This window comes from Paenibacillus sp. FSL H7-0331 (genome assembly GCF_001956045.1).
Map to the genome: position 1 here is coordinate 125,202 of NZ_MRTH01000001.1, position 18,952 is coordinate 144,153.

Sequence of the window (18,952 nt, forward strand, 5' to 3'; positions counted from 1 at the left end):
AGCTTTCACTCACCTCGCATAGCGGGAAATATTAAGTAAGATACCAATGGAGGTCAGCATCAGTGTCAAGGATGAGCCTCCGGCGCTGATCAACGGCAAGGTAATACCAGTTACCGGAAACATCCCGATCACAACGCCAATATTGATGATCACCTGGATAGCAATCATTCCGACGATGCCCGTTGCAAGCAGGCTTCCAAACATGTCTGGAGCCGTAATCGCAGTACGCATTCCACGCCACAGAAGCAGCAAAAACAAGATCAGCACACAACCGCCACCTATGAAACCAAGCTCCTCAGCAATAATTGAGAAAATAAAATCGGTTTGCGGCTCCGGCAAGTAACTATATTTTTGCCTACTCATGCCAAGTCCGAGTCCTACAAAGCCTCCAGGCCCTATAGCATATAAGGATTGAATCGCCTGATATCCTGCCCCAAGCGGATCCGCCCACGGATCCAGAAATGCTGTAATCCGCTGCAAGCGGTAAGGAGCAGCGATAATAAGTCCAACGAAGCCAACAAGCCCAGCCATGCCCAAGTAGGACAAATGCAGCAATCGGGCACCTGACGCATAAATAATGAGCAGCGCTGCACCCATCAGCACGACTCCGGTTCCAAGATCCGGCTGCAGCATAATAAGCCCAAACGCCAAACCGACCAAGCCTAGTGGGGGCAAAAGTCCTTCCGTGAACAAGGCAATCTTATTTTGCCGATCGGTCAACAGCTTGGACAAGAATAAAATCATACCCATTTTCATAAACTCAGATGGCTGAATACCAAAGGAGCCAATCCCCAGCCAGCTTCGCGCGCCTCCCCGAACAACACCTACACCGGGTATTAATACCGCAGCCAGCATCACAAAGCACATGATCAGAATCAAACGGGCATGCTTTTTCCACAGTCCATAATCAACGTTCATCGTGAACAACATCGCCACAACACCGAGAACAGCGAACAAGAGCTGCCTTTTTAAATAATAGTACCAGTCACCGAATTCATGAAATGCCAGCACAGCGCTGGCACTGTAAACCATTACCACGCCAATTGTCAATAGAATCAACGTGCACATAAGCATTAGCATATCCGGAGCAGACCGCGATTTCACCATAAGTGCCACCTCTTACCCAGTAAAATGGTAGGGTAGGCTTGTATACCACCCTACTTTACAGGGTATGCACAGACTGCTTAAACATGCTTCCTCGCTCTTCATAGGAAGTAAACATATCCCAACTGGCGCATGCGGGTGATAGCAGCACAACATCTCCTGGCTTCGCCATGGCTGCTGCCTCGCGTACGGCTTCCGCAATAGCATCCTTCGCTTGCTTGCCAGTATCGACTATTTTGATCCGACTCATGCCTGCCAGCTTGGCAATTTCCACAATTTTATACTTCGTCTCTCCAATTGCGACTAATCCCTTTACCCGCTCCTGGAAAATCTGAAACAGTTCCATATAATCAGAGCCCCGATCCAACCCACCAGCTATTAGAATGACGTCCTGTTCAAAGGACTCAATGGTCCGGATCGTAGCTGTAGAATTCGTTGCCTTCGAATTGTTATAAAAAAGCACCTCATTGTGCGTTGCCACATGCTCCAGACGATGCTCTACGCCACGGAAATTTCTAAGCTCTTCTGCAATGACAGCAAACGGTACATCGAGTGTCAATGCTGCACATGCGGCAGCAAGAGCATTTTCCACATTAAAGCTGCCCGGAATGCCGATGTCCTTCACCGCAATGATCGGATGAACGATTCCATTACGATCACGATAAACAATATGCTTGTCCTCTGACCCCTTCGATTCATTGTGCAGATTCGTTACTTCTTGCTCAACCGCACCGTGTGCCTGTACATAGACACCATAATCCAGCTTCTCTGTCATGGAAAAGAGCAGCACCGATGCTTTCACCTCAGAAGCCAAACGGCGGCAAATCGGATCATCCCAATTCAATATGGCTGTATCCTCTGCAGTCTGATTAGCGAAAAGCTTGGCTTTGGATGCGATATAATCTTCCATCGAGCCATGATAGTCAAGGTGCGTTTCGTATACATTTAATAAACAAGCGATCTTCGGATGAAAATCCTGTGTACCCTTTAGCTGAAAGCTGCTTAGCTCTACGACCATATGGTTATCCGGCTCTGCCTCAAGTGCGGCTTCAGTCAAAGCACGCCCAATATTGCCTGCTACAATCGGCTTTAAGCCCGCTTTCTCCAGCATAAGGCCGATCCATGTCGTAGTCGTCGTTTTACCGTTAGAGCCTGTTATGCAGATCATAGGTGCCGTACATACCTGGTAAGCAACCTCAACCTCTGTAACAACCTCAATTCCAAGCTGTTCAGCCTTTTTCATTGGTTCTATCGTATAGGGAATGCCCGGATTTTTGACAATCAGTCTCACATCCTTATGGATCAAGGACTCGGGATGACCTCCGCAAATAACAGAAATACCCAGAGCCGTTAATTCATCGGCCTCAGGGCACTGGTCACGCTCTTTTTTATCATTGACAGTCACAATAGCTCCAAGCTCATGAAACAGCTTGGCAACAGCTACGCCGCTAAGCGCCAAGCCAAGAATTACTACCTGCTGATTACGATATGCCTGCGGATGCTTCATTTGCTATAACACCTCATTTATATAAAGTCCAATTGCTGCCAATACAATGCCAACTGTCCAAAATGTAACGACTACCCGCCACTCTGACCAGCCAACCAATTCAAAATGGTGATGGATCGGACTCATTTTGAATACGCGTTTTCCCCTTGTTTTAAAGGAAACGACTTGAATAATAACGGACAGCACCTCGACTACGAATACGCCGCCGACCACTATTAACAAAATCTCCGATTTCGTCAGCACTGCCACAAGCGCTAATCCACCTCCGATACCCAGTGACCCGGAATCCCCCATGAACACTTTCGCAGGATGTGTATTAAATACAAGGAAGCCTAGTACCGCTCCAACCATTGCAGCGCAAAAAATCGCCACATCCGGCAGTGTACTGTTCATGGCTATAATGGCATAAGCACCAAATGCCACTGCACTGGTTCCTGCAAGCAGCCCGTCAAGACCGTCGGTGAAATTCACCGCATTGGATGTTCCAAGCATCATCACTGCCACGAATGGGAAGTAGAGCCAGCCCATTGAGATTGTATAATGAAGAAATGGAATTCGAACATCCGTGCTGAACCCCAGCTTGTAGAGCAGGATACAGACAATTACAGATACAATCAATTGTCCAAGCAGCTTTTGTCTGGCAGTGAGTCCCAACGAACGTTTCAAAATAATTTTTATATAATCGTCCATAAATCCAACCAATCCATACCCTAACGTGGCGACCAGCAGGATGACCATCTCCGTGCTAGTGTCAGCAAAACGCAATACCGCTAACGAGAGCGCCAGCAAAATAATAATGCCGCCCATTGTCGGTGTTCCGGCTTTTTTCAGATGTCCCTGAGGACCATCTGTCCGAATTTGCTGACCGAATTTCAGCCTCTTTAATAAAGGTATGCATAATGGCCCCAAAATGACGGCAAGTAAAAAAGATGCCCCCAATGTAATCATGACCACGTTAAAATCCACAACCATTACTCCTTCCCACCCTCCGAGTGGAGGGCTCCATAGGGCCTTGCCCTCTGGACACCTTTTTTCATATAAACTAGATAACATAGAGCTGTCGCTCTTTGAACTCACTGCTTCATTGCATAGAGCTGCGCTCTTTGGACTCACATTTTTTGCTGCCGCAAAGGGGGATTACCCTCCCAAACCCTCCCTATAAGGAGGGCTCCAAAGGGCGCTGCCCTCTGGACTCCCTTGCCGTATGAAGACTGCTCTGTTCTCGGGCCGCTTTGTTCCTATGGAACACGCTTGACTTGGGAGTTGGATTTACGATATTGGCAGACTTTACTTTATTCGGATCGCTTTCGTCCCTTCGGGACACGCTTAACTATTGGAGTTAACCTTGTTCAGAAAGCTCTTAGCTGTGAGTATCATTGTTCATATGCGCCTTTAGAAGATTACTATGTTTATTAACCAATGTAAAGCGTATTCCGTAGAAACGAAAGTCTCTACACCTATCTAATGAACGTGAAGTAGTTTTAACCCCTTTTAATGTGTGATCGACCCCTACTCTCCAACCCAAGCGTGTCCCGCAGGGACGAAAAGCGCTCCGAGAACACCGATGTCTCTGTTTCATCGCACCCCTATCTCCCATCCCAAGCGTGTCCCGCAGGGACGAAAGCGCCCCGAGAACACAACAGTTCGCGTACCAACCAGGGGAGTCCAGAGGGCCAAGCCCTTTGGGGCCCTCCCTACAAGGGAGGGTTTGGGAGGGTTAAATAATCCACGATTTGTTCCAGCTTCATTCCCCTAGACCCTTTTACAAGCACGACATCGTTCGGTGTGGCGTAGTTTGCAATTGCATGTGCGAGCTGGCTTTTATCGTCAAAATGCGTTACACCTTCGGGGTTATAGACACGGGCAGCTTGCTCCGCTACATGCTTGGTCAATGTCCCATACGTAAAAACACGATCTATTTTGTTGGGGTCAAGCATTTGACCTATTTCCCGATGAAATTCAACCTCTCGTTCACCAAGCTCCAACATGTCGCCCAAGACAACGATTTTATGAGTGTAGCCCTGAAGCTCTTGTAGTAAATGAAGAGCCGCCTTCATCGAAGACGGACTTGCATTATAAGCATCATTCAAAACTGTCAGTCCTAACGGAGTTTTCGTAAGCTCGATACGCATTCCCGTCATTACGCTTGCTCGCAAGCCTTCGGCAATAACAGCATGCGGAATATCAAAGTACATACCGACCGCTAGCGCAGCAAGTGCATTTACCACATTATGCGAGCCAAGCACGGGAATGTAAAAATCGATGTCTAATCCGCTAATCTGAAAGTGAGTTCCAGTCGCATCCATGAGGACACGCTCAGGTGTAAAATCATTTTCTGGCCGAGTTCCGAAGGTGACTGTGTTGAAATCTAATCCTTGCTCCGTGCCACGATGCTGCGCCCATTCTGGTAAAACCGCTTCGATCAGCGGATCATCACCGTTATATATCAACGTGCCCCCTGTCTGCAAGCCTGCTACGATTTCCGTCTTTGCTCTCGCGATTTCTTCTCGAGTACCCAGTTGCAGCAGATGAGCTTCGCCGATGTTTGTAATAATAGCAATTTCCGGTTCGGCAAGCTCAGACAAGAACTGGATTTCACCACGATTACTCATCCCCATTTCGAGTACAACGATTTCGGTATCCTCCTCTAACTGAAGAAGAGTGAAGGGTAACCCGATATGATTGTTATAATTACCAATCGTTTTGTGCACCTTATACGTAGTCGCCAAAACGGATGCCGTCATATCCTTTGTCGTTGTCTTTCCATTGCTTCCAGTAATCCCCACGATTCGCACATTCAACTGCGAGAGATAGGATTTTGCCAGTGTTTGCAGAGCTGCCAATGTATCGTCAACAAAAATTAATGGAACGCCAACTGGAGGATGCTCGTGATCATTTTGCCATAACGATGCAACCGCCCCTTGGCTCATAGCCTCTTCAACAAATCGATGTCCATCGAAAGACTCACCTATTAAAGGCACATAGAGATTACCCAACTGAATGGTGCGGGTATCTTTGGAAACCCCGCTAATCTGCATATCAATTATGCTGATGTCGCTGCTAGCAATACCTTCACACATCGCTGCGATCTGGGAGTAAGTACGTTTAATCATGGCTTCTTCCCCTTATCGCTTCTTTGGCAACCAGGCGATCATCAAAATCATGCTTGATCCCGTTAATATCCTGATAGGTTTCATGACCCTTGCCCGCTATCAATACAACATCTCCTGGAACAGCGTTGGCAATCGCAAGATCAATAGCAGCTCTGCGGTCAGCTATAAGCTGATAGCGTTCGCCTGGAAAATCAACTTCCAGAAGCCCTGGTACAATATCTAGCAAAATACTTTGCGGATCTTCCTTACGCGGGTTATCAGAGGTCACATATAAATAATCACTGTACCGGGCAGCAACTTTGCCCATAACAGGTCGTTTAAGGCGATCCCGATCACCGCCACAGCCGAAGACGCAATGAATCTGACCTTCTACAAATTGGGAGATGGTAGATAGTGCATTTTCCAAACCATCCGGTGTATGGGCGTAATCAACAAGAACCAGAAAGTCCTGCCCCTCATCCACAACTTCCATCCGCCCTTCAACAACAGCAATCGATTCCAGACTCTGCTTGATAGCTTCCAGTGAAATACCTTCTAGCAGTGCTGCTGTTATAGCAGCCAAACAATTATACACATTGAATTCACCAACAAGTGGAGTATGCAAATCAACGGTTCCAAGAAATGTCGTACAGCGGAAACGAGTCCCTTTGGAAGTGATTTCAATGGCATCAGCCCGTACATCCGCGTTCTGCTTGATCCCATAGGTTATGATTTGTGCAGCAGTCAGCTTGATGAAATCCTCACTTGCCGAATCATCGGCGTTAAGCACCGCGTAACGCTGCTCTTCCGGAGCCGCCGAAAACGCATTGCCAAGTCCCGAGAATAACAACCCCTTTGATGCCTTGTAGCTTTCCATGGATCCGTGATAGTCCAGATGATCCTGGGTTAAGTTCGTGAATATCGCAGTTCGAAAGCTGGTGCCCTTCACCCTTCCCAAATCAAGACCCTGGGAAGTTACCTCCATGATGCAGAACTCGGTATCCACTGCCTGCATCTCAGCCATAATACGCTGCAGATTCAAGGACTCCTGTGTATTCGTTCCATTATTGGGTATCGTCCTGTCACCTATTTTTACTTCAATGTTGCTCATGAGTCCAGTCGAATGTCCTTGACTGCTCAAGATTTTTTCCAACAGGTAGGTAGTCGTGGTTTTACCATTCGTGCCTGTTATACCGATGACTTTCATATTGCGGCTTGGATATCCATAATAATGATTGGCGATTAATGCCATGGCGTAACGTGAATCCTTAACAATCAGCTTAGGGATATCGACATCGACATCATGCTCAACAACCAAAGCAACCGCTCCTTGCTGAGCGGCCTTGGCTGCAAAAAGATGTCCATCATCAACTAAACCTCGAATGCAGAAAAATAAATCACCCGGCTGTACCCGCCGGGAATCCATTTGTAAGCCGCTGAATACCGTTTCTTCATCACCGTCAATACGGCTAACCGCAAGCTGCGAAGCCAGTTCGTTCAGCTGCATGAGCTTCCCTCCATTTTTTACACATGGTATCTATTATGGACAAAAAAAGTGCTGCTGAAAAGCCTCTTTTTTAAATTGTCGTTATTTAATTACTTACTTGAGGAGGAGGGGCAGTTTCCGATAAATAAATGCGGATCGTAGAGCCTTGCTCCAGCTTGGCACCTGCCTTCGGAACCTGATTGACCACATAGGAGCCAACCCCTGATTTGGCAAGCAGGAAGTTCGAATTCAGATTTTCATATATATCCGTAATGCTCATTCCAATAACATTGGGAACCTCAACCAAACGGGTATCGCCATATACGTATTTCTTCTCCATTTGGTCCTTTCGCTCAGGCACCTGCATATAACGAAGAGTGTCCTCCATAATACTTTTGACAAGAGGAGCTGCTATCAAGCCACCGAACTGAAGTCCTTGCGGATTATCCACGGCGGCATAAACAACAATTTTGGGATCATCGGCGGGTGCAAACCCTATAAAAGAAACGATATGATCCGTTGCGGAATAACGGCCATTAACAACCTTTTGAGCTGTTCCGGTTTTCCCGCCAACCCGATAGCCTTCAATAAATGCATTGCGTCCGGTTCCGTTTGCAACCACACTTTCCAGTGTTTCTCTAACCTGCTTGGAGGTCGCCTCCGATATAACCTGCCTGACCAGCTGCGGTTGTACCTGATCAATCATTTGACTGCTGCCCGGCTGATACCAGCCTCTCGCAACAAATGGTTTGAAAAGCTTCCCCCCATTGATCGCTGCCGAAACCGCTGTAATCTGTTGAATTGGAGTTACCGATACCCCTTGGCCAAATGCTGTCGTAGCTAATTCGACCGGGCCGACACGCGACATTTTGAACATAATTCCATTCTCTTCGCCACCAAGATCAATCCCGGTTTTGGTACCAAAGCCGAACTTCGAAATATAATCGAACAGCTTTTCCTTACCAAGCCTCTGGCCCATTACAACAAAACCCGGATTGCATGAGTTTTCTACGACTTGCAAGAAGGTCTCGCTCCCGTGACCGCCCCGTTTCCAGCATCGCAATCTCGCACCGGCAACCTCAATGTAGCCAGGATCATAAAAAGATTCGTTCAAATTAACCTTTTTCTCTTCTAAAGCAGCTGCCAATGTAATAATTTTGAAAGTCGAGCCAGGCTCATAAGTCATCCAGATCGGCAGATTACGGTCATAGCTCTCTTTGGGAAACTCACGAAAGCTGCCGGGGTCGTAACCGGGTCTTCCTCCCATCGCCAGGATTTCACCGTTATTCGGATCCATCACGATAGCAATTGCATGCTCCGCCTGATATTTCACCATGGCCTGATCAAGCTCGCGCTCCAGTACGGATTGAATATGGCTATCCACAGTCAGCTGCAGATTCATCCCATCGCGTGGTTTCACATAAGCGTCTGTTGAATTTGGCATTTGCCTGCCTGCTGCATCAGCCAAAAATGATATGCTTCCACCCAATCCGGTCAAAGGTTTATCATATTTTAATTCTATGCCCGTTAGACCTTGATTATCAATGCCGGTAAACCCAAGAATATGTGCGGCAAGTTGTCCAAAAGGATAGTACCGCTTATTGTCCTCTGCAACCACGATACCCGGAAGATTCAGAGAACGAATTTCCTGAGCCTTTTCCTGAGTAATCTTCCGGCCTCCCGGTTGGATACGTACAATTAATTGCCTTTGTGTAATCTGTTTAAGCAGCGCCTCCTCGTTCAGCTGAAGCGTAGAGGCAAGCTGGGCTGCTACAGACTTGGCATCTTTGATTTGTGCCGGAATGGCCATTACCGTTGGTGAACTGATATTATAGGCAAGCTGTACCCCGTTTCGGTCCAGAATCTCACCCCGTTTGGCTGCAAAAGGAATATTGCGGCGCCACGAATCCTCAGCTTTTCCGGATAACTCCGGTCCTAACCATATTTGAACAAAACCAAGCCTTATGATTAAAGCTATGAACAAAAAAGTGCCAATAATAAGTGCCACAAATAGTCGACGACGAACCGTAGTTTGAGTTGCTTTCATGACTGTCCGTTCCCCTCCTGAAATAAATCTGGGACTGCTTCATATCCAGATTATTCAGGACAAACCGTGGTTAGAACAAGCCTACCTCGCTGGAGGGTCGTTTTTTTTGGCAGAACCTTCATTAATCTTGGTCGATTCTGCCGTTTTGACGGGATTATTGGGTTTGACTGATGTTACCTTCTTATCCGTCTTTGCTGGCGTAGTAGCAGCTGGTGCAGCAGGAGCTTCCGCATCAGAAGACGGGCCCTGCAGCAGTTCGCTGTATGGCTTAAGCTGCAAAACAAGCTGCCTGGCATCACTGTCTCCAGCTAACGATTGAGATGAAACATAGCCCTCGCCTACGGATTGACACTTCACTTTAATAAATGTACATACTTCCAGAGCATCCCGTAACGATTTGCCTGTCAAGTCTGGAATTGGCAGCTCGCCGCCTTCTTGCAGTACCACATAAATTCGTTGAGCAGAGCTGATATCGGTCCCGACCGGTGGTGATTGTGCGATAACTTTACTGCCTTTTCCAATGCTTTCGACGATTACACCAAATTTATTCATCACATTTTTAGATTTCTCAACGGTTTGGCCAGATAGATCGGGCATCAACATATCTTCAACCTTCTCCGCTGCTTTCATTTGCTGGGTATTGGAAGGCACGCCCAAATAACGCAGGGTCTGCGAGACAATTTCTTTAAAAGCTGGAGGTGCTACCTCACTGCCCCGATGATAATCGCCTCCGAGATCCGGTTCATCCGCAATAATCGTTACAAGAATTTTCGGATTTTCCACAGGCGCATACCCTATAAAGGATACAACCCACTTGCCATCCGCATAGCCTTTACCGCCAGGTTCAACCTTGTTGGCTGTTCCCGTTTTTCCTGCGACACGATATCCCTCGATAAAAGCATTACGTCCTGTTCCGATAGCCTGATCGCTAACCACCTGCTCCAGATATTCGCTTACCTGCTTGGCAGTTCGCTCGGACACAACCTGCCGAATCACTGTTGGCTCGAAGGTCTGAATCACTTCCTTGGTCTTCGGGTTCACAATGTCTTTCACTACATGCGGTACCATCAGCTTACCGCCATTGGCAATCGCTGCATATGCCGATGTTTGTTGTATCGCAGTTGTCGTCAAACGTCCTTGACCATAAGTAGCCGTTGCATAATCAGAAGGGTATTTCATCGCTACGATACCAGGAACCTCCCCTGGAAGATCAATCCCTGTTTTAGCTCCAAAGCCAAAATCTTTGATATATTTCTCAAGCTTTTCCTTACCTAGCTTCTCATAGCCAAGCTTAACAAAAGCGACATTACTTGAGCGCTTTAATCCATCCAGATATGAAATTTGCCCCCATCCGACAATATTATGGTCATGTAGGATCCGCCCTGGCACTTGAATAGCCCCCGACTGATACTTATCTTCGGGAAAGAACAAGTTTTCTTCAACGGCTGCAGCCAATGTGACAATCTTAAAGGTCGAGCCTGGCTCGTATTGAGAGGCCACTGTATTATTGATAAAATCACTTTGGTTTTTGTTGTCCCAGTATTTGTTGGGATTAAAATCAGGAGTACTCGCCATCCCCAAAACTTCCATCGTTTGCGGATCAACGGCTATTGCCGTCAAGCTTTTAGGGTGATACTTGGCATTCACTTTCTCGAGCGCGCTTTCAATATAGAACTGGATATTTTTGTCGATGGTGAGTCTAACGTTGCTGCCATCCACAGCAGGCTGGTAATTAACCTTGGCATCCGGAAGTTCGACTCCGGTTCGATCCTTTTCATAGCTCCTGTTTCCGGGAATACCTTTAAGAAAGCTGTCAAAGCGAGACTCCAGTCCTGTTAAAGCTTTACCCTCTTTATCCGTATAACCAAGCACATGAGAGGCAAGCTTGCCGCCTGGATAAAACCGTTTTTGTTCCTTTTGCAGATAGATCCCGACATTCTTTACGTTTGTCTGATTTTTGAGCGTCTCCACAAAGGTTTTAACCTGTTCGGCAACCTCTGTATCAATTTTCCAGCCCTCATTGCGAATTTCTACTTGTGTCATCAGGGTCATCTGTTGTGTCTTTTCATCAAGCCTTTTTTTGTTTAGCAGCGTTCGAATCTTTTCTTCTAAAACCGATATAGCTGCCGGATCATCCGATGTTTTTAACAAACCTGCCAAGCCTTTAACGACACTCTGCTCCAATTGGTATTTTTGAATAATAATCGGGTTCAAAGCAATCGTATAGGCAGGAGAATCCTCGGCAAGTACCTTGTCATTGCGATCCACAATCGCTCCTCTGACAGGGCGAAGCACATCCTCCTTGGCCCATCTCTCCTGGGCTGATGTCAGTAAACCGGCACCCTGCACGACCTGAACCCAATATAATCTGCCTACTATTGCAACAAAAAAGAGGGTGAACAACCCTCCAATGAGTAATGATCTGAGCTTTACTTTTTTTGTCATTTCGACTCCTCTCTCCCATTCATATCATAGATGATTAAGGGGCGATATCCGTCGTTTTTTGATTCACTGCAGTCGCATTAGATGGAGCTTTTGGTTCTTTAAGGGACACTTTGCTAATCTGTTTGTCTTCAGGTGGGACCAAACCAACTTTGGTAGCTTCAGTTCTTAGACGATCCGGACTCGATAAAGCTTCCACTTTATGCTTTAACACACTATTCTCCGCCTGCAGCTTTTGAATGTCGGTCTCGAACTTCAAAATCTTTGTGTTCATTTCATAGATTTGCGCATAGCGCCAAATAATCAGGCTAGCCACCGCTACGCAGACTAATACAGTGAATAAATAGAGAAGCTTCTCCTGAACCGGAAGTGATCTATTCCGGTAAACGACCCTCTTGGTTTCCTTAACTGTAACCTTTTCTTTCTGTGCGGGACGTGGTTGAGTTGCCGAACTTCCGTGCATGTATGCAGGCATTGAGATATTTCCTCCTTCACTAAGTAAAGTATTTGATATAGAAAACCTCTATCGAGGCCCATTCGACGTAAATTTGAGCAGCAGCTTTTTCATGTTAACCCTGGCTATGTAGTTTTTCAGCGATTCTTAGCTTGGCTGAACGCGATCTGGAGTTTTCATCCAGTTCTTCAACACTAGCTTCTATAGGCTTACGGTTAATAAGCTTCACAATCCCTTTGGTACCGCACACACATATCGGAAAATCACCTGGACATGTACAACGCTCGACATATTTGGCAAAGGTTTGTTTGCAAATTCGATCTTCCAGCGAATGGAAGGTGATGACTGCCACTCTACCTTCAGGCGCCAAGCAGCGAATCGATTGCTCCAACGCTTCTTCAAACACACCCAGTTCATCGTTAACAGCTATACGCAAGGCCTGAAAGCTGCGTTTGGCTGGATGAGGTCCATTACGTCTTGCTGCTGCAGGGATACCTTCCTTTATTAGCTCAACAAGCTGACCCGTCGAATCAATAGGACCTTTAGCTCGTGCCGCAACAATCTTTCCGGCAATACGCCTTGCAAATTTTTCTTCTCCGTATTCAAACAAAATACGGATGATTTCCTGCTCTGGCCAGTCATTAACAATCTCTCTTGCAGTCAATTTCGCAGTACGGTCCATTCTCATGTCCAGCTCAGCATCATGGTTGTAGCTGAAGCCTCGTTCTGCTTCATCCAGTTGGGGAGATGAAACGCCCAGATCAAACAAAATCCCGTCAACCTGCGGCTGGCCGCTTTTCATAACTCGAGAATCGAGCTTCAGCTGTTCCTCCAAAAAACGAAAATTACTTCGCACAAGCTTGACCCTATCCATCAGAGGCGCAAGTCTTTCTTTGGCATTATCCAAGGCTGCATCATCCTGGTCAAAAGCGATCAATAACCCTTCGCTGCTCAAACGAGAAGCAATTTCGTAGCTATGTCCAGCACCGCCTAGTGTGCAATCCACATAAATGCCATCTGGCTTAATATTCAATCCTTCTACAGCTTCTTGCTTCAATACAGTAATATGATGAAACATCGTTACCCTCCTAAGAGTTTTGCTTGGCAAAACTTTCTTCGTAAGCGTTACTGAGTTTTGCGCAGCAAAACATACTTCGTAAGCGTTACTGAGTTTAGCTAACAAAACTTACTCCGTAAGCATTACTGAGTTTTGCATAACAAAACTTCGTAAACATGGTTTGTTTTCAATGGCTAGAGATCGAAGTTAAAATCAACAAGCTTTTCGGCTATTTCGTTGAAGGAATCGCTCGATTGCTGGAAATAGTTTACCCATATTGGCTTGCTCCAAATCTCAACACGATTGGAAACACCGATAACGACGCAATCTTTATCCAATTTGGCATATTCAACAAGGTTATTTGGCAAATTAATTCTGCCCTGCTTATCCAATTCACATTCTCCGGCACCGGAGAAAAAGAACCGACTAAAGGCACGGGCGTCCGACTTCATGAGTGACAAAGATTTCAGCTTTTGCTCAAGCACCACCCATTCTTCCATAGGGTATACAAATAAGCATTGATCCAAGCCTCGAGTGACAATGAAGGTTGTTCCAAGGGATTCGCGAAATTTAGCTGGCACAATGATACGACCCTTTTCATCGATGCTGTGCTGAAATTCGCCCATGAACATATACCTTCACCCCTTTTCACCACTTTACCCCACTTCCCACCACTTTGTATAGTTTAATTCTCTAGAAAAAAGAAAAATCCTGCTTATTAGCAGGATGACCATAAATTTTTTTATTTATGATTTATCTTCTACAGTGCTATCCTGTGACAAATCAGGCTGCACTTCCCCATTTTCTTCTGTAAGCTTTTTACGAATTTCCATCATTTTTTTCTTTCTGGAGCGCCTCACAACGACAATCGGGAGAAGAATCAAAAAGAGAACAAGGGCAACAGGCAGCACCGCGGCTGCAGCAACAATGAGCCATTCAAAAACAACCGTCAGAACGACAGCACTTTCATTTAGTGCGGAAGCCATTCGTTGGAACAACGGTCCGCGGTCATTAGCCTGAATAACGGCGGCTGATCCCAGCTTCTGGGCAAGCCTGACTTCAATCGTTGAGTACGATACATTTTGCTCCAGGTATCTCATCCGGCCCTTAATGCGTTCAATTTCCTCCTGAACTTTGCCCAGCTCATTGGAAAATGCCAATAACTCGTCGGTTTTCGATGCCTTTTCCATAAATGCGATCAATCGGCTCTCTACCACCTGCTTGGCCTTCAGTCTGGAGGTCAGATCGACGAATTCCTCGGAAACATCTTGTCCCTGCATATTTTTTTTCGCAGACGGATTAATTGTTTCCAACTGCTTCATTAAGGATTGAAAGCCGTTCGCAGGTACCTTGATGATGAACATTCCGCTTTTTTCATAATTATTTTCATTCTCATTGAATTGCAAAATGTAACCGCCCGCCTGGCTCACTGCGGACTCGATCTTTGCCTGTGCTTCCTCATATTTATCAACCTGCATCGTTATATTCGCTTTGTAAATAATTTTCCGTTCGACTGCGATGTCACCCAAGGCATTTCCGTTGAAGCTGTCGGCTGGTTTAGCTGTACTCGCTTTTTCCTTTGCCGCCGAGTTCGTGTCCATCATGGCTGGTGCCGCCGCGTCACCTGCAGGTTGAGCTGCAAGCATATCCGATTTTTGTTCCGTCAAAGCGCTCGAAGCAGCTCCCGGTGCGGAAGCGGTGGATTCGCCTTTCTCTCTGGCAGCCGAGCAGCCGCTCAGCAGAACAACCAGAAGTGCAGCCAGGATCCAGTGTTTGGCCCTCATCTTCTTCAAGCTCTTGTCTTGATTTCGTTCCATTCAGATTCCCCCCATATTTGTTTTGGAATCAAAGCAACATCACTTCGCAATAAGTACCGCGAGCCTAGTTATCTTCTAAACGTGGGAGAATGTGGGTTTGTTGCACTCTGTTGGATATTCAAAAAAATACATCGAGTTCCAATTAAAAAGAGGCCCGCAGGCCTCCATTTCAAATGTATGAACCATCCAACCTGAAAACAGCTTCCAAGCTGCTCACCAAGGATCGTATATCTTAGCCTACTTCCTTCAGAAAACGATACTGTGCTTGAATTAAACCATAATAGATCCCCTGCTGCTTCATTAAATCATCATGATTTCCCTGCTCCATCAACACACCATGGTCCAGCACAATAATGTTGTCGGCGTTACGAATTGTCGAAAGACGGTGAGCGATAATAAAGGAGGTCCTGCCAGCAAGCAGCGTTTTAAGTGCCTCCTGAATTTTCAGCTCGGTTTCGGTGTCAATACTGGCAGTAGCTTCATCCAGAATCAGAATACGTGGGTCGGCAAGTAGCGCTCTTGCAAAGGAGATCAGCTGTCTTTGACCCATGGATAACATGTTACCCCGCTCCTGCACCTCCGTATCGTAGCCCTGCGGCATATCAACGATAAAATCATGCGCACGAACAGCCTTCGCTGCAAATTCCACCTCTTCGTCAGTCGCATTCAGCTTGCCAAAACGGATATTATCACGAATCGTGCCCGAAAAAATAAAGGTGTCCTGAAGCACAATCCCCACTTGCGAGCGCAAGCTCGAAACCGTCACATCACGAATATCGTGTCCATCAATCGTAATACTGCCACCCGTGCTATCATAGAACCGGCATAAGAGATTGATGATGGTGCTTTTGCCAGATCCCGTATGACCAACTAATGCAATGGATTGACCTGCTTTTACACTGAGATCGATTCCCTTCAGCGCTTTGCGGCCTGGTTCATACTCAAATTCAACCTGCTTCAATTCAATATCCCCGAGAACGTTTGGTAGTTCTTTGGCATTTAATGCTTCAGGTACATTGGGCTCTTCGTCGATAAATTCGAAAATACGCTCAGATGATGCCATAGCGATCAGCATTTGTGAATACATTTGCCCCAGACGGTTGATAGGCTCCCAGAAGAATCCAATATAAGTGGCAAAAGCAACAAGCAAGCCAACTGTAATTTCCTGGGATTGAATCAAATGCGCTCCGAACCAGAACAAAATACAATAGCCAATCGCTCCCGTTACTTCGATAATAGGGTTAAACGACTGATTGAGCGTTGATGCCCGATTCCACGACTTATGATTGCTTAAATTCATATGATCAAAAAAGGACATGTTCTCTTTTTCCTGCGCAAATGCCTGAGTCACCTTAATCCCTTGAATACATTCATTCAAATGGGCATTGATCCGGGACTGCTTGGATTGTACAACCTGCCACGAACGCCGGATATGCACCCGAAGCTTGGTGGAAATGAAAAACATGATCGGAACCGTTACAATAATCGCCGCACCCAGCTTGATATTGAAATACAGCAATATGAAAATAATACCGACCAATTGTACACAATCCATCAAAAGGTTGACGACACCGTTCGTGAATAAATCCTGCAAGGAGTTCACGTAGTTCGTTATACGTACCAGGATAGAGCCAGCCGGACGTTTATCGAAAAACTTGAAGGAAAGCTTCTGGATATGACTGAACAAATCGTGCCGCAAATCATAAATCACTTTTTGTCCAATCTGATTCGTAAATCGAATCCGGTACGTGTTGGCTGCCCACTGAATGATGTAGAGGAGCAGCATTCCGCCCACACACTGAATCAGCAGCTTAGGATCGCCTCCCTCACGCAGCGCATTATCGATAGCATAAGCAATCAGCAGCGGATTAAACAGCTTCGTCAGTGCTCCGACAATCATCATCGTGATAATAACAGGAAGAATTTGTTTCGAGTAAGGCTTCAGATATTTGCCCAGCCGTTTGACCTGTCCCCAATCAAATTCTTTATCCAATACTTCATCATCCTGATAGACGAAGCGTTGGCCTGTTTGCTCATCCATCCCGCTTGCCGTTGTTGATTTGCTCTCTTGACTCACTGCGTATACCCCCCATTATGTTGACCCGTTGCGGCTGCCTGGCGAATCCCTTGTGCTTCGTCATGAATATAAGTTGGTTCCAGTTTCATGCCACCTTCCGGCTCTACCTCCTGCGGTTGGTCAGCAAACTGGATTTTATACGTTTCTAAATAACGACCTTCCTGCTGCATAAGCTGCTTGTGTGTTCCTCTTTGGACAATAACGCCTTTGTCCAGCACAATAATTTCATCGGCATGCCTTAATGAGGAAATGCGGTGGGCGATAATAAAGGTCGTACGGCCCTTCATCAGCTCTTGAAAGCCCTGCTGAATCTCATGTTCCGTTTCCATATCCACAGCACTTGTGGCATCATCCAAAATCAGGATTTTAGGATTTTTGAGCAGGGCACGTGCAATCGCAATTCGCTGCTTTTGACCCCCGGAAAGCCCCATCCCCCGTTCGCCAACAATCGTATCGTAGCCGAGTGGCATTTCCATAATAAAATCATGTGCTTTGGCCAGTCGTGATGCCTGGATAATCTGTTCCATGGACACATTTCTTACCCCATAGGCAATATTGTTCAGTATCGAAGAGGAGAACAGAAACGTTTCCTGAAATACAATCGCCATATGCTCACGCAGGCTTTCCAATGTAAGATCCCGAATATCACGGCCGTCAAGCGTAATGGAGCCTTCTTTGACGTTATAAGCTCTTAGCAGCAGTTGTATGACAGTCGATTTACCTGACCCTGTTCCGCCGAGTAAGCCTATAACCGAGCCTGCTGGCGCATCGACATTAAAATTCCGCAAAGCGGGCTGTTGGTCGGTATAAGCAAACGATACCCGGTCAAACCTCACATGTCCCTTTACTTGATCAGCCTGCAGCGTCACCGCGTTATCCTTGTTCTTCACATGCACGTATTGATGTAGGATTTCCAATAACCGCTCTCCAGCTGCCTTCGATTGGGTGAAGTTATTAATATGAAATCCAATTTGCCACATGGGCCCGATGATATACCACATCAAGCTGAAGAAAGCGACAAGTTCTCCCAAGGTGAGACTGCTGTTAATGACCATCCAACCACCGACACCCAGCAGGATAACCACACTTAAATTCGCAAACAATTCCATTAATGGAAAGTATTTTGCCCAAATGCCTGAGGTCGTCACGTTATTCAGCTTGTAATCTTCGTTACGTTCAGAAAACTTTTCGATTTCATAAGGCTCTCTGGCAAACGACTTGACCGTACGTACACCGGTAATATTTTCTTGTACGGAAGTGGTCATGTTACTCATCGATTTACGTACCGAACGGAAAGCCGGATGAATTTTCCCTTCAAAACGAATAGCCGTAAATACGAGAAAGGGCATTGAAATCATCGTAATCAGTGTCAACTTCCAATTGATCGTCATCATCATAATGGAGCCAAAGGTAAGCATCATCACCACATTTAATATTTGCACAAAACCAAATCCGATAAAATCGCGCACAGCCTGCAAATCGGCCGTTAGCCGCGACATCAGGTCCCCTGTTCTTGCTTTGTCATAGTATTGAAAAGATAAGTACTGCAGTTTCTTGTACAATGCATTTCGGAGATTAAAGGCGGTATGGTTACCCAGCTTTGAGCTAAACACACCATGCATAAATTGAAATAGCGCTTTACAGGTAATGACACCGACCACAACCAAAGAAAGGTATGGCACCGCTGAAAACTGCTGTTTCGCAATCACATCGTCGATCAGATACCGCAGCAAATTCGGATAAACCAGTCCCAGCGCCGTGGCTGTCATCAGAGACAAGATCGACGCCACCAAAAATCTTTTTTCTGACCAATAATACTCCTTTAACTGCTTGAAAACTTCCATGTTACCCTCCTCAGGTTGTGCTGCT

General features: G+C 46.2%; 13 protein-coding genes. All 13 read right to left on the bottom strand.

Annotated elements, in window-relative coordinates; genetic code table 11:
- Nucleotides 1-9 precede the first annotated feature (9 nt).
- The 13 genes from spoVE to BK127_RS00640 all read right to left on the bottom strand — a co-directional run bounded on the left by spoVE (nucleotide 10) and on the right by BK127_RS00640 (nucleotide 18,927).
- Entirely contained in the window at nucleotides 10-1,107 is a 1,098-nt protein-coding gene (gene spoVE / locus BK127_RS00580) for a stage V sporulation protein E (RefSeq protein ID WP_076227470.1), read from the bottom strand.
- A gap of 55 nt (nucleotides 1,108-1,162) precedes the next feature.
- Nucleotides 1,163-2,611, bottom strand: coding sequence for a UDP-N-acetylmuramoyl-L-alanine--D-glutamate ligase (murD, locus tag BK127_RS00585; RefSeq protein WP_076227472.1), 1,449 nt, complete (start codon nucleotides 2,609-2,611; stop codon nucleotides 1,163-1,165).
- Nucleotides 2,612-2,614: 3 nt separating this feature from the next.
- Nucleotides 2,615-3,577, bottom strand: coding sequence for a phospho-N-acetylmuramoyl-pentapeptide-transferase (gene mraY, locus BK127_RS00590; RefSeq protein WP_076228337.1), 963 nt, complete (start codon nucleotides 3,575-3,577; stop codon nucleotides 2,615-2,617).
- A 728-nt stretch (nucleotides 3,578-4,305) separates the two neighbouring features.
- On the bottom strand, nucleotides 4,306-5,724 hold the full coding sequence (locus BK127_RS00595; RefSeq protein WP_076227474.1) for a UDP-N-acetylmuramoyl-tripeptide--D-alanyl-D-alanine ligase: 1,419 nt from the start codon (nucleotides 5,722-5,724) through the stop codon (nucleotides 4,306-4,308).
- On the bottom strand, nucleotides 5,717-7,210 hold the full coding sequence (locus BK127_RS00600) for a UDP-N-acetylmuramoyl-L-alanyl-D-glutamate--2,6-diaminopimelate ligase (protein WP_076227476.1): 1,494 nt from the start codon (nucleotides 7,208-7,210) through the stop codon (nucleotides 5,717-5,719). Before BK127_RS00600 ends, BK127_RS00595 begins: the two co-directional genes overlap by 8 nt.
- Before the next feature lie 85 nt (nucleotides 7,211-7,295).
- Complete coding sequence (locus tag BK127_RS00605) at nucleotides 7,296-9,236, bottom strand: stage V sporulation protein D (RefSeq protein ID WP_076227478.1); 1,941 nt, start codon at nucleotides 9,234-9,236, stop codon at nucleotides 7,296-7,298.
- An 81-nt stretch (nucleotides 9,237-9,317) separates the two neighbouring features.
- A complete protein-coding gene (locus BK127_RS00610; protein WP_076227480.1) occupies nucleotides 9,318-11,681 on the bottom strand; it encodes a penicillin-binding transpeptidase domain-containing protein in 2,364 nt (787 codons plus the stop codon).
- Between the two features lie 34 nt (nucleotides 11,682-11,715).
- Nucleotides 11,716-12,153: a cell division protein FtsL gene (gene ftsL, locus BK127_RS00615; RefSeq protein WP_076227482.1), complete on the bottom strand. Its 438-nt coding sequence runs from the start codon at nucleotides 12,151-12,153 to the stop codon at nucleotides 11,716-11,718.
- A gap of 94 nt (nucleotides 12,154-12,247) precedes the next feature.
- Complete coding sequence (gene rsmH, locus BK127_RS00620; protein WP_076227484.1) at nucleotides 12,248-13,210, bottom strand: 16S rRNA (cytosine(1402)-N(4))-methyltransferase RsmH; 963 nt, start codon at nucleotides 13,208-13,210, stop codon at nucleotides 12,248-12,250.
- Between the two features lie 173 nt (nucleotides 13,211-13,383).
- Complete coding sequence (mraZ, locus tag BK127_RS00625) at nucleotides 13,384-13,821, bottom strand: division/cell wall cluster transcriptional repressor MraZ (RefSeq protein ID WP_076227486.1); 438 nt, start codon at nucleotides 13,819-13,821, stop codon at nucleotides 13,384-13,386.
- Between the two features lie 114 nt (nucleotides 13,822-13,935).
- Complete coding sequence (locus BK127_RS00630; RefSeq protein ID WP_076227488.1) at nucleotides 13,936-15,006, bottom strand: DUF4349 domain-containing protein; 1,071 nt, start codon at nucleotides 15,004-15,006, stop codon at nucleotides 13,936-13,938.
- Between the two features lie 232 nt (nucleotides 15,007-15,238).
- Nucleotides 15,239-17,047 carry an ABC transporter ATP-binding protein gene (locus tag BK127_RS00635; protein WP_076228340.1) on the bottom strand — a complete coding sequence of 603 codons (1,809 nt, stop codon included), beginning with the start codon at nucleotides 17,045-17,047 and terminating at the stop codon, nucleotides 15,239-15,241.
- 32 nt (nucleotides 17,048-17,079) lie between these two features.
- On the bottom strand, nucleotides 17,080-18,927 hold the full coding sequence (locus tag BK127_RS00640; RefSeq protein ID WP_083689010.1) for an ABC transporter ATP-binding protein: 1,848 nt from the start codon (nucleotides 18,925-18,927) through the stop codon (nucleotides 17,080-17,082).
- Between the last annotated feature and the right edge of the window lie 25 nt (nucleotides 18,928-18,952).

Coding starts and splice junctions, on each gene's coding strand:
- spoVE (WP_076227470.1), bottom strand. CDS start 1,107: ATGGTGAAATCGCGGTCTGCTCCGGATATGCTAATGCTTATGTGCACG.
- murD (WP_076227472.1), bottom strand. CDS start 2,611: ATGAAGCATCCGCAGGCATATCGTAATCAGCAGGTAGTAATTCTTGGC.
- BK127_RS00595 (WP_076227474.1), bottom strand. CDS start 5,724: ATGATTAAACGTACTTACTCCCAGATCGCAGCGATGTGTGAAGGTATT.
- BK127_RS00600 (WP_076227476.1), bottom strand. CDS start 7,210: ATGCAGCTGAACGAACTGGCTTCGCAGCTTGCGGTTAGCCGTATTGAC.
- BK127_RS00605 (WP_076227478.1), bottom strand. CDS start 9,236: ATGAAAGCAACTCAAACTACGGTTCGTCGTCGACTATTTGTGGCACTT.
- BK127_RS00610 (WP_076227480.1), bottom strand. CDS start 11,681: ATGACAAAAAAAGTAAAGCTCAGATCATTACTCATTGGAGGGTTGTTC.
- ftsL (WP_076227482.1), bottom strand. CDS start 12,153: ATGCCTGCATACATGCACGGAAGTTCGGCAACTCAACCACGTCCCGCA.
- rsmH (WP_076227484.1), bottom strand. CDS start 13,210: ATGTTTCATCATATTACTGTATTGAAGCAAGAAGCTGTAGAAGGATTG.
- mraZ (WP_076227486.1), bottom strand. CDS start 13,821: ATGTTCATGGGCGAATTTCAGCACAGCATCGATGAAAAGGGTCGTATC.
- BK127_RS00630 (WP_076227488.1), bottom strand. CDS start 15,006: ATGGAACGAAATCAAGACAAGAGCTTGAAGAAGATGAGGGCCAAACAC.
- BK127_RS00635 (WP_076228340.1), bottom strand. CDS start 17,047: ATGGATGAGCAAACAGGCCAACGCTTCGTCTATCAGGATGATGAAGTA.
- BK127_RS00640 (WP_083689010.1), bottom strand. CDS start 18,927: ATGGAAGTTTTCAAGCAGTTAAAGGAGTATTATTGGTCAGAAAAAAGA.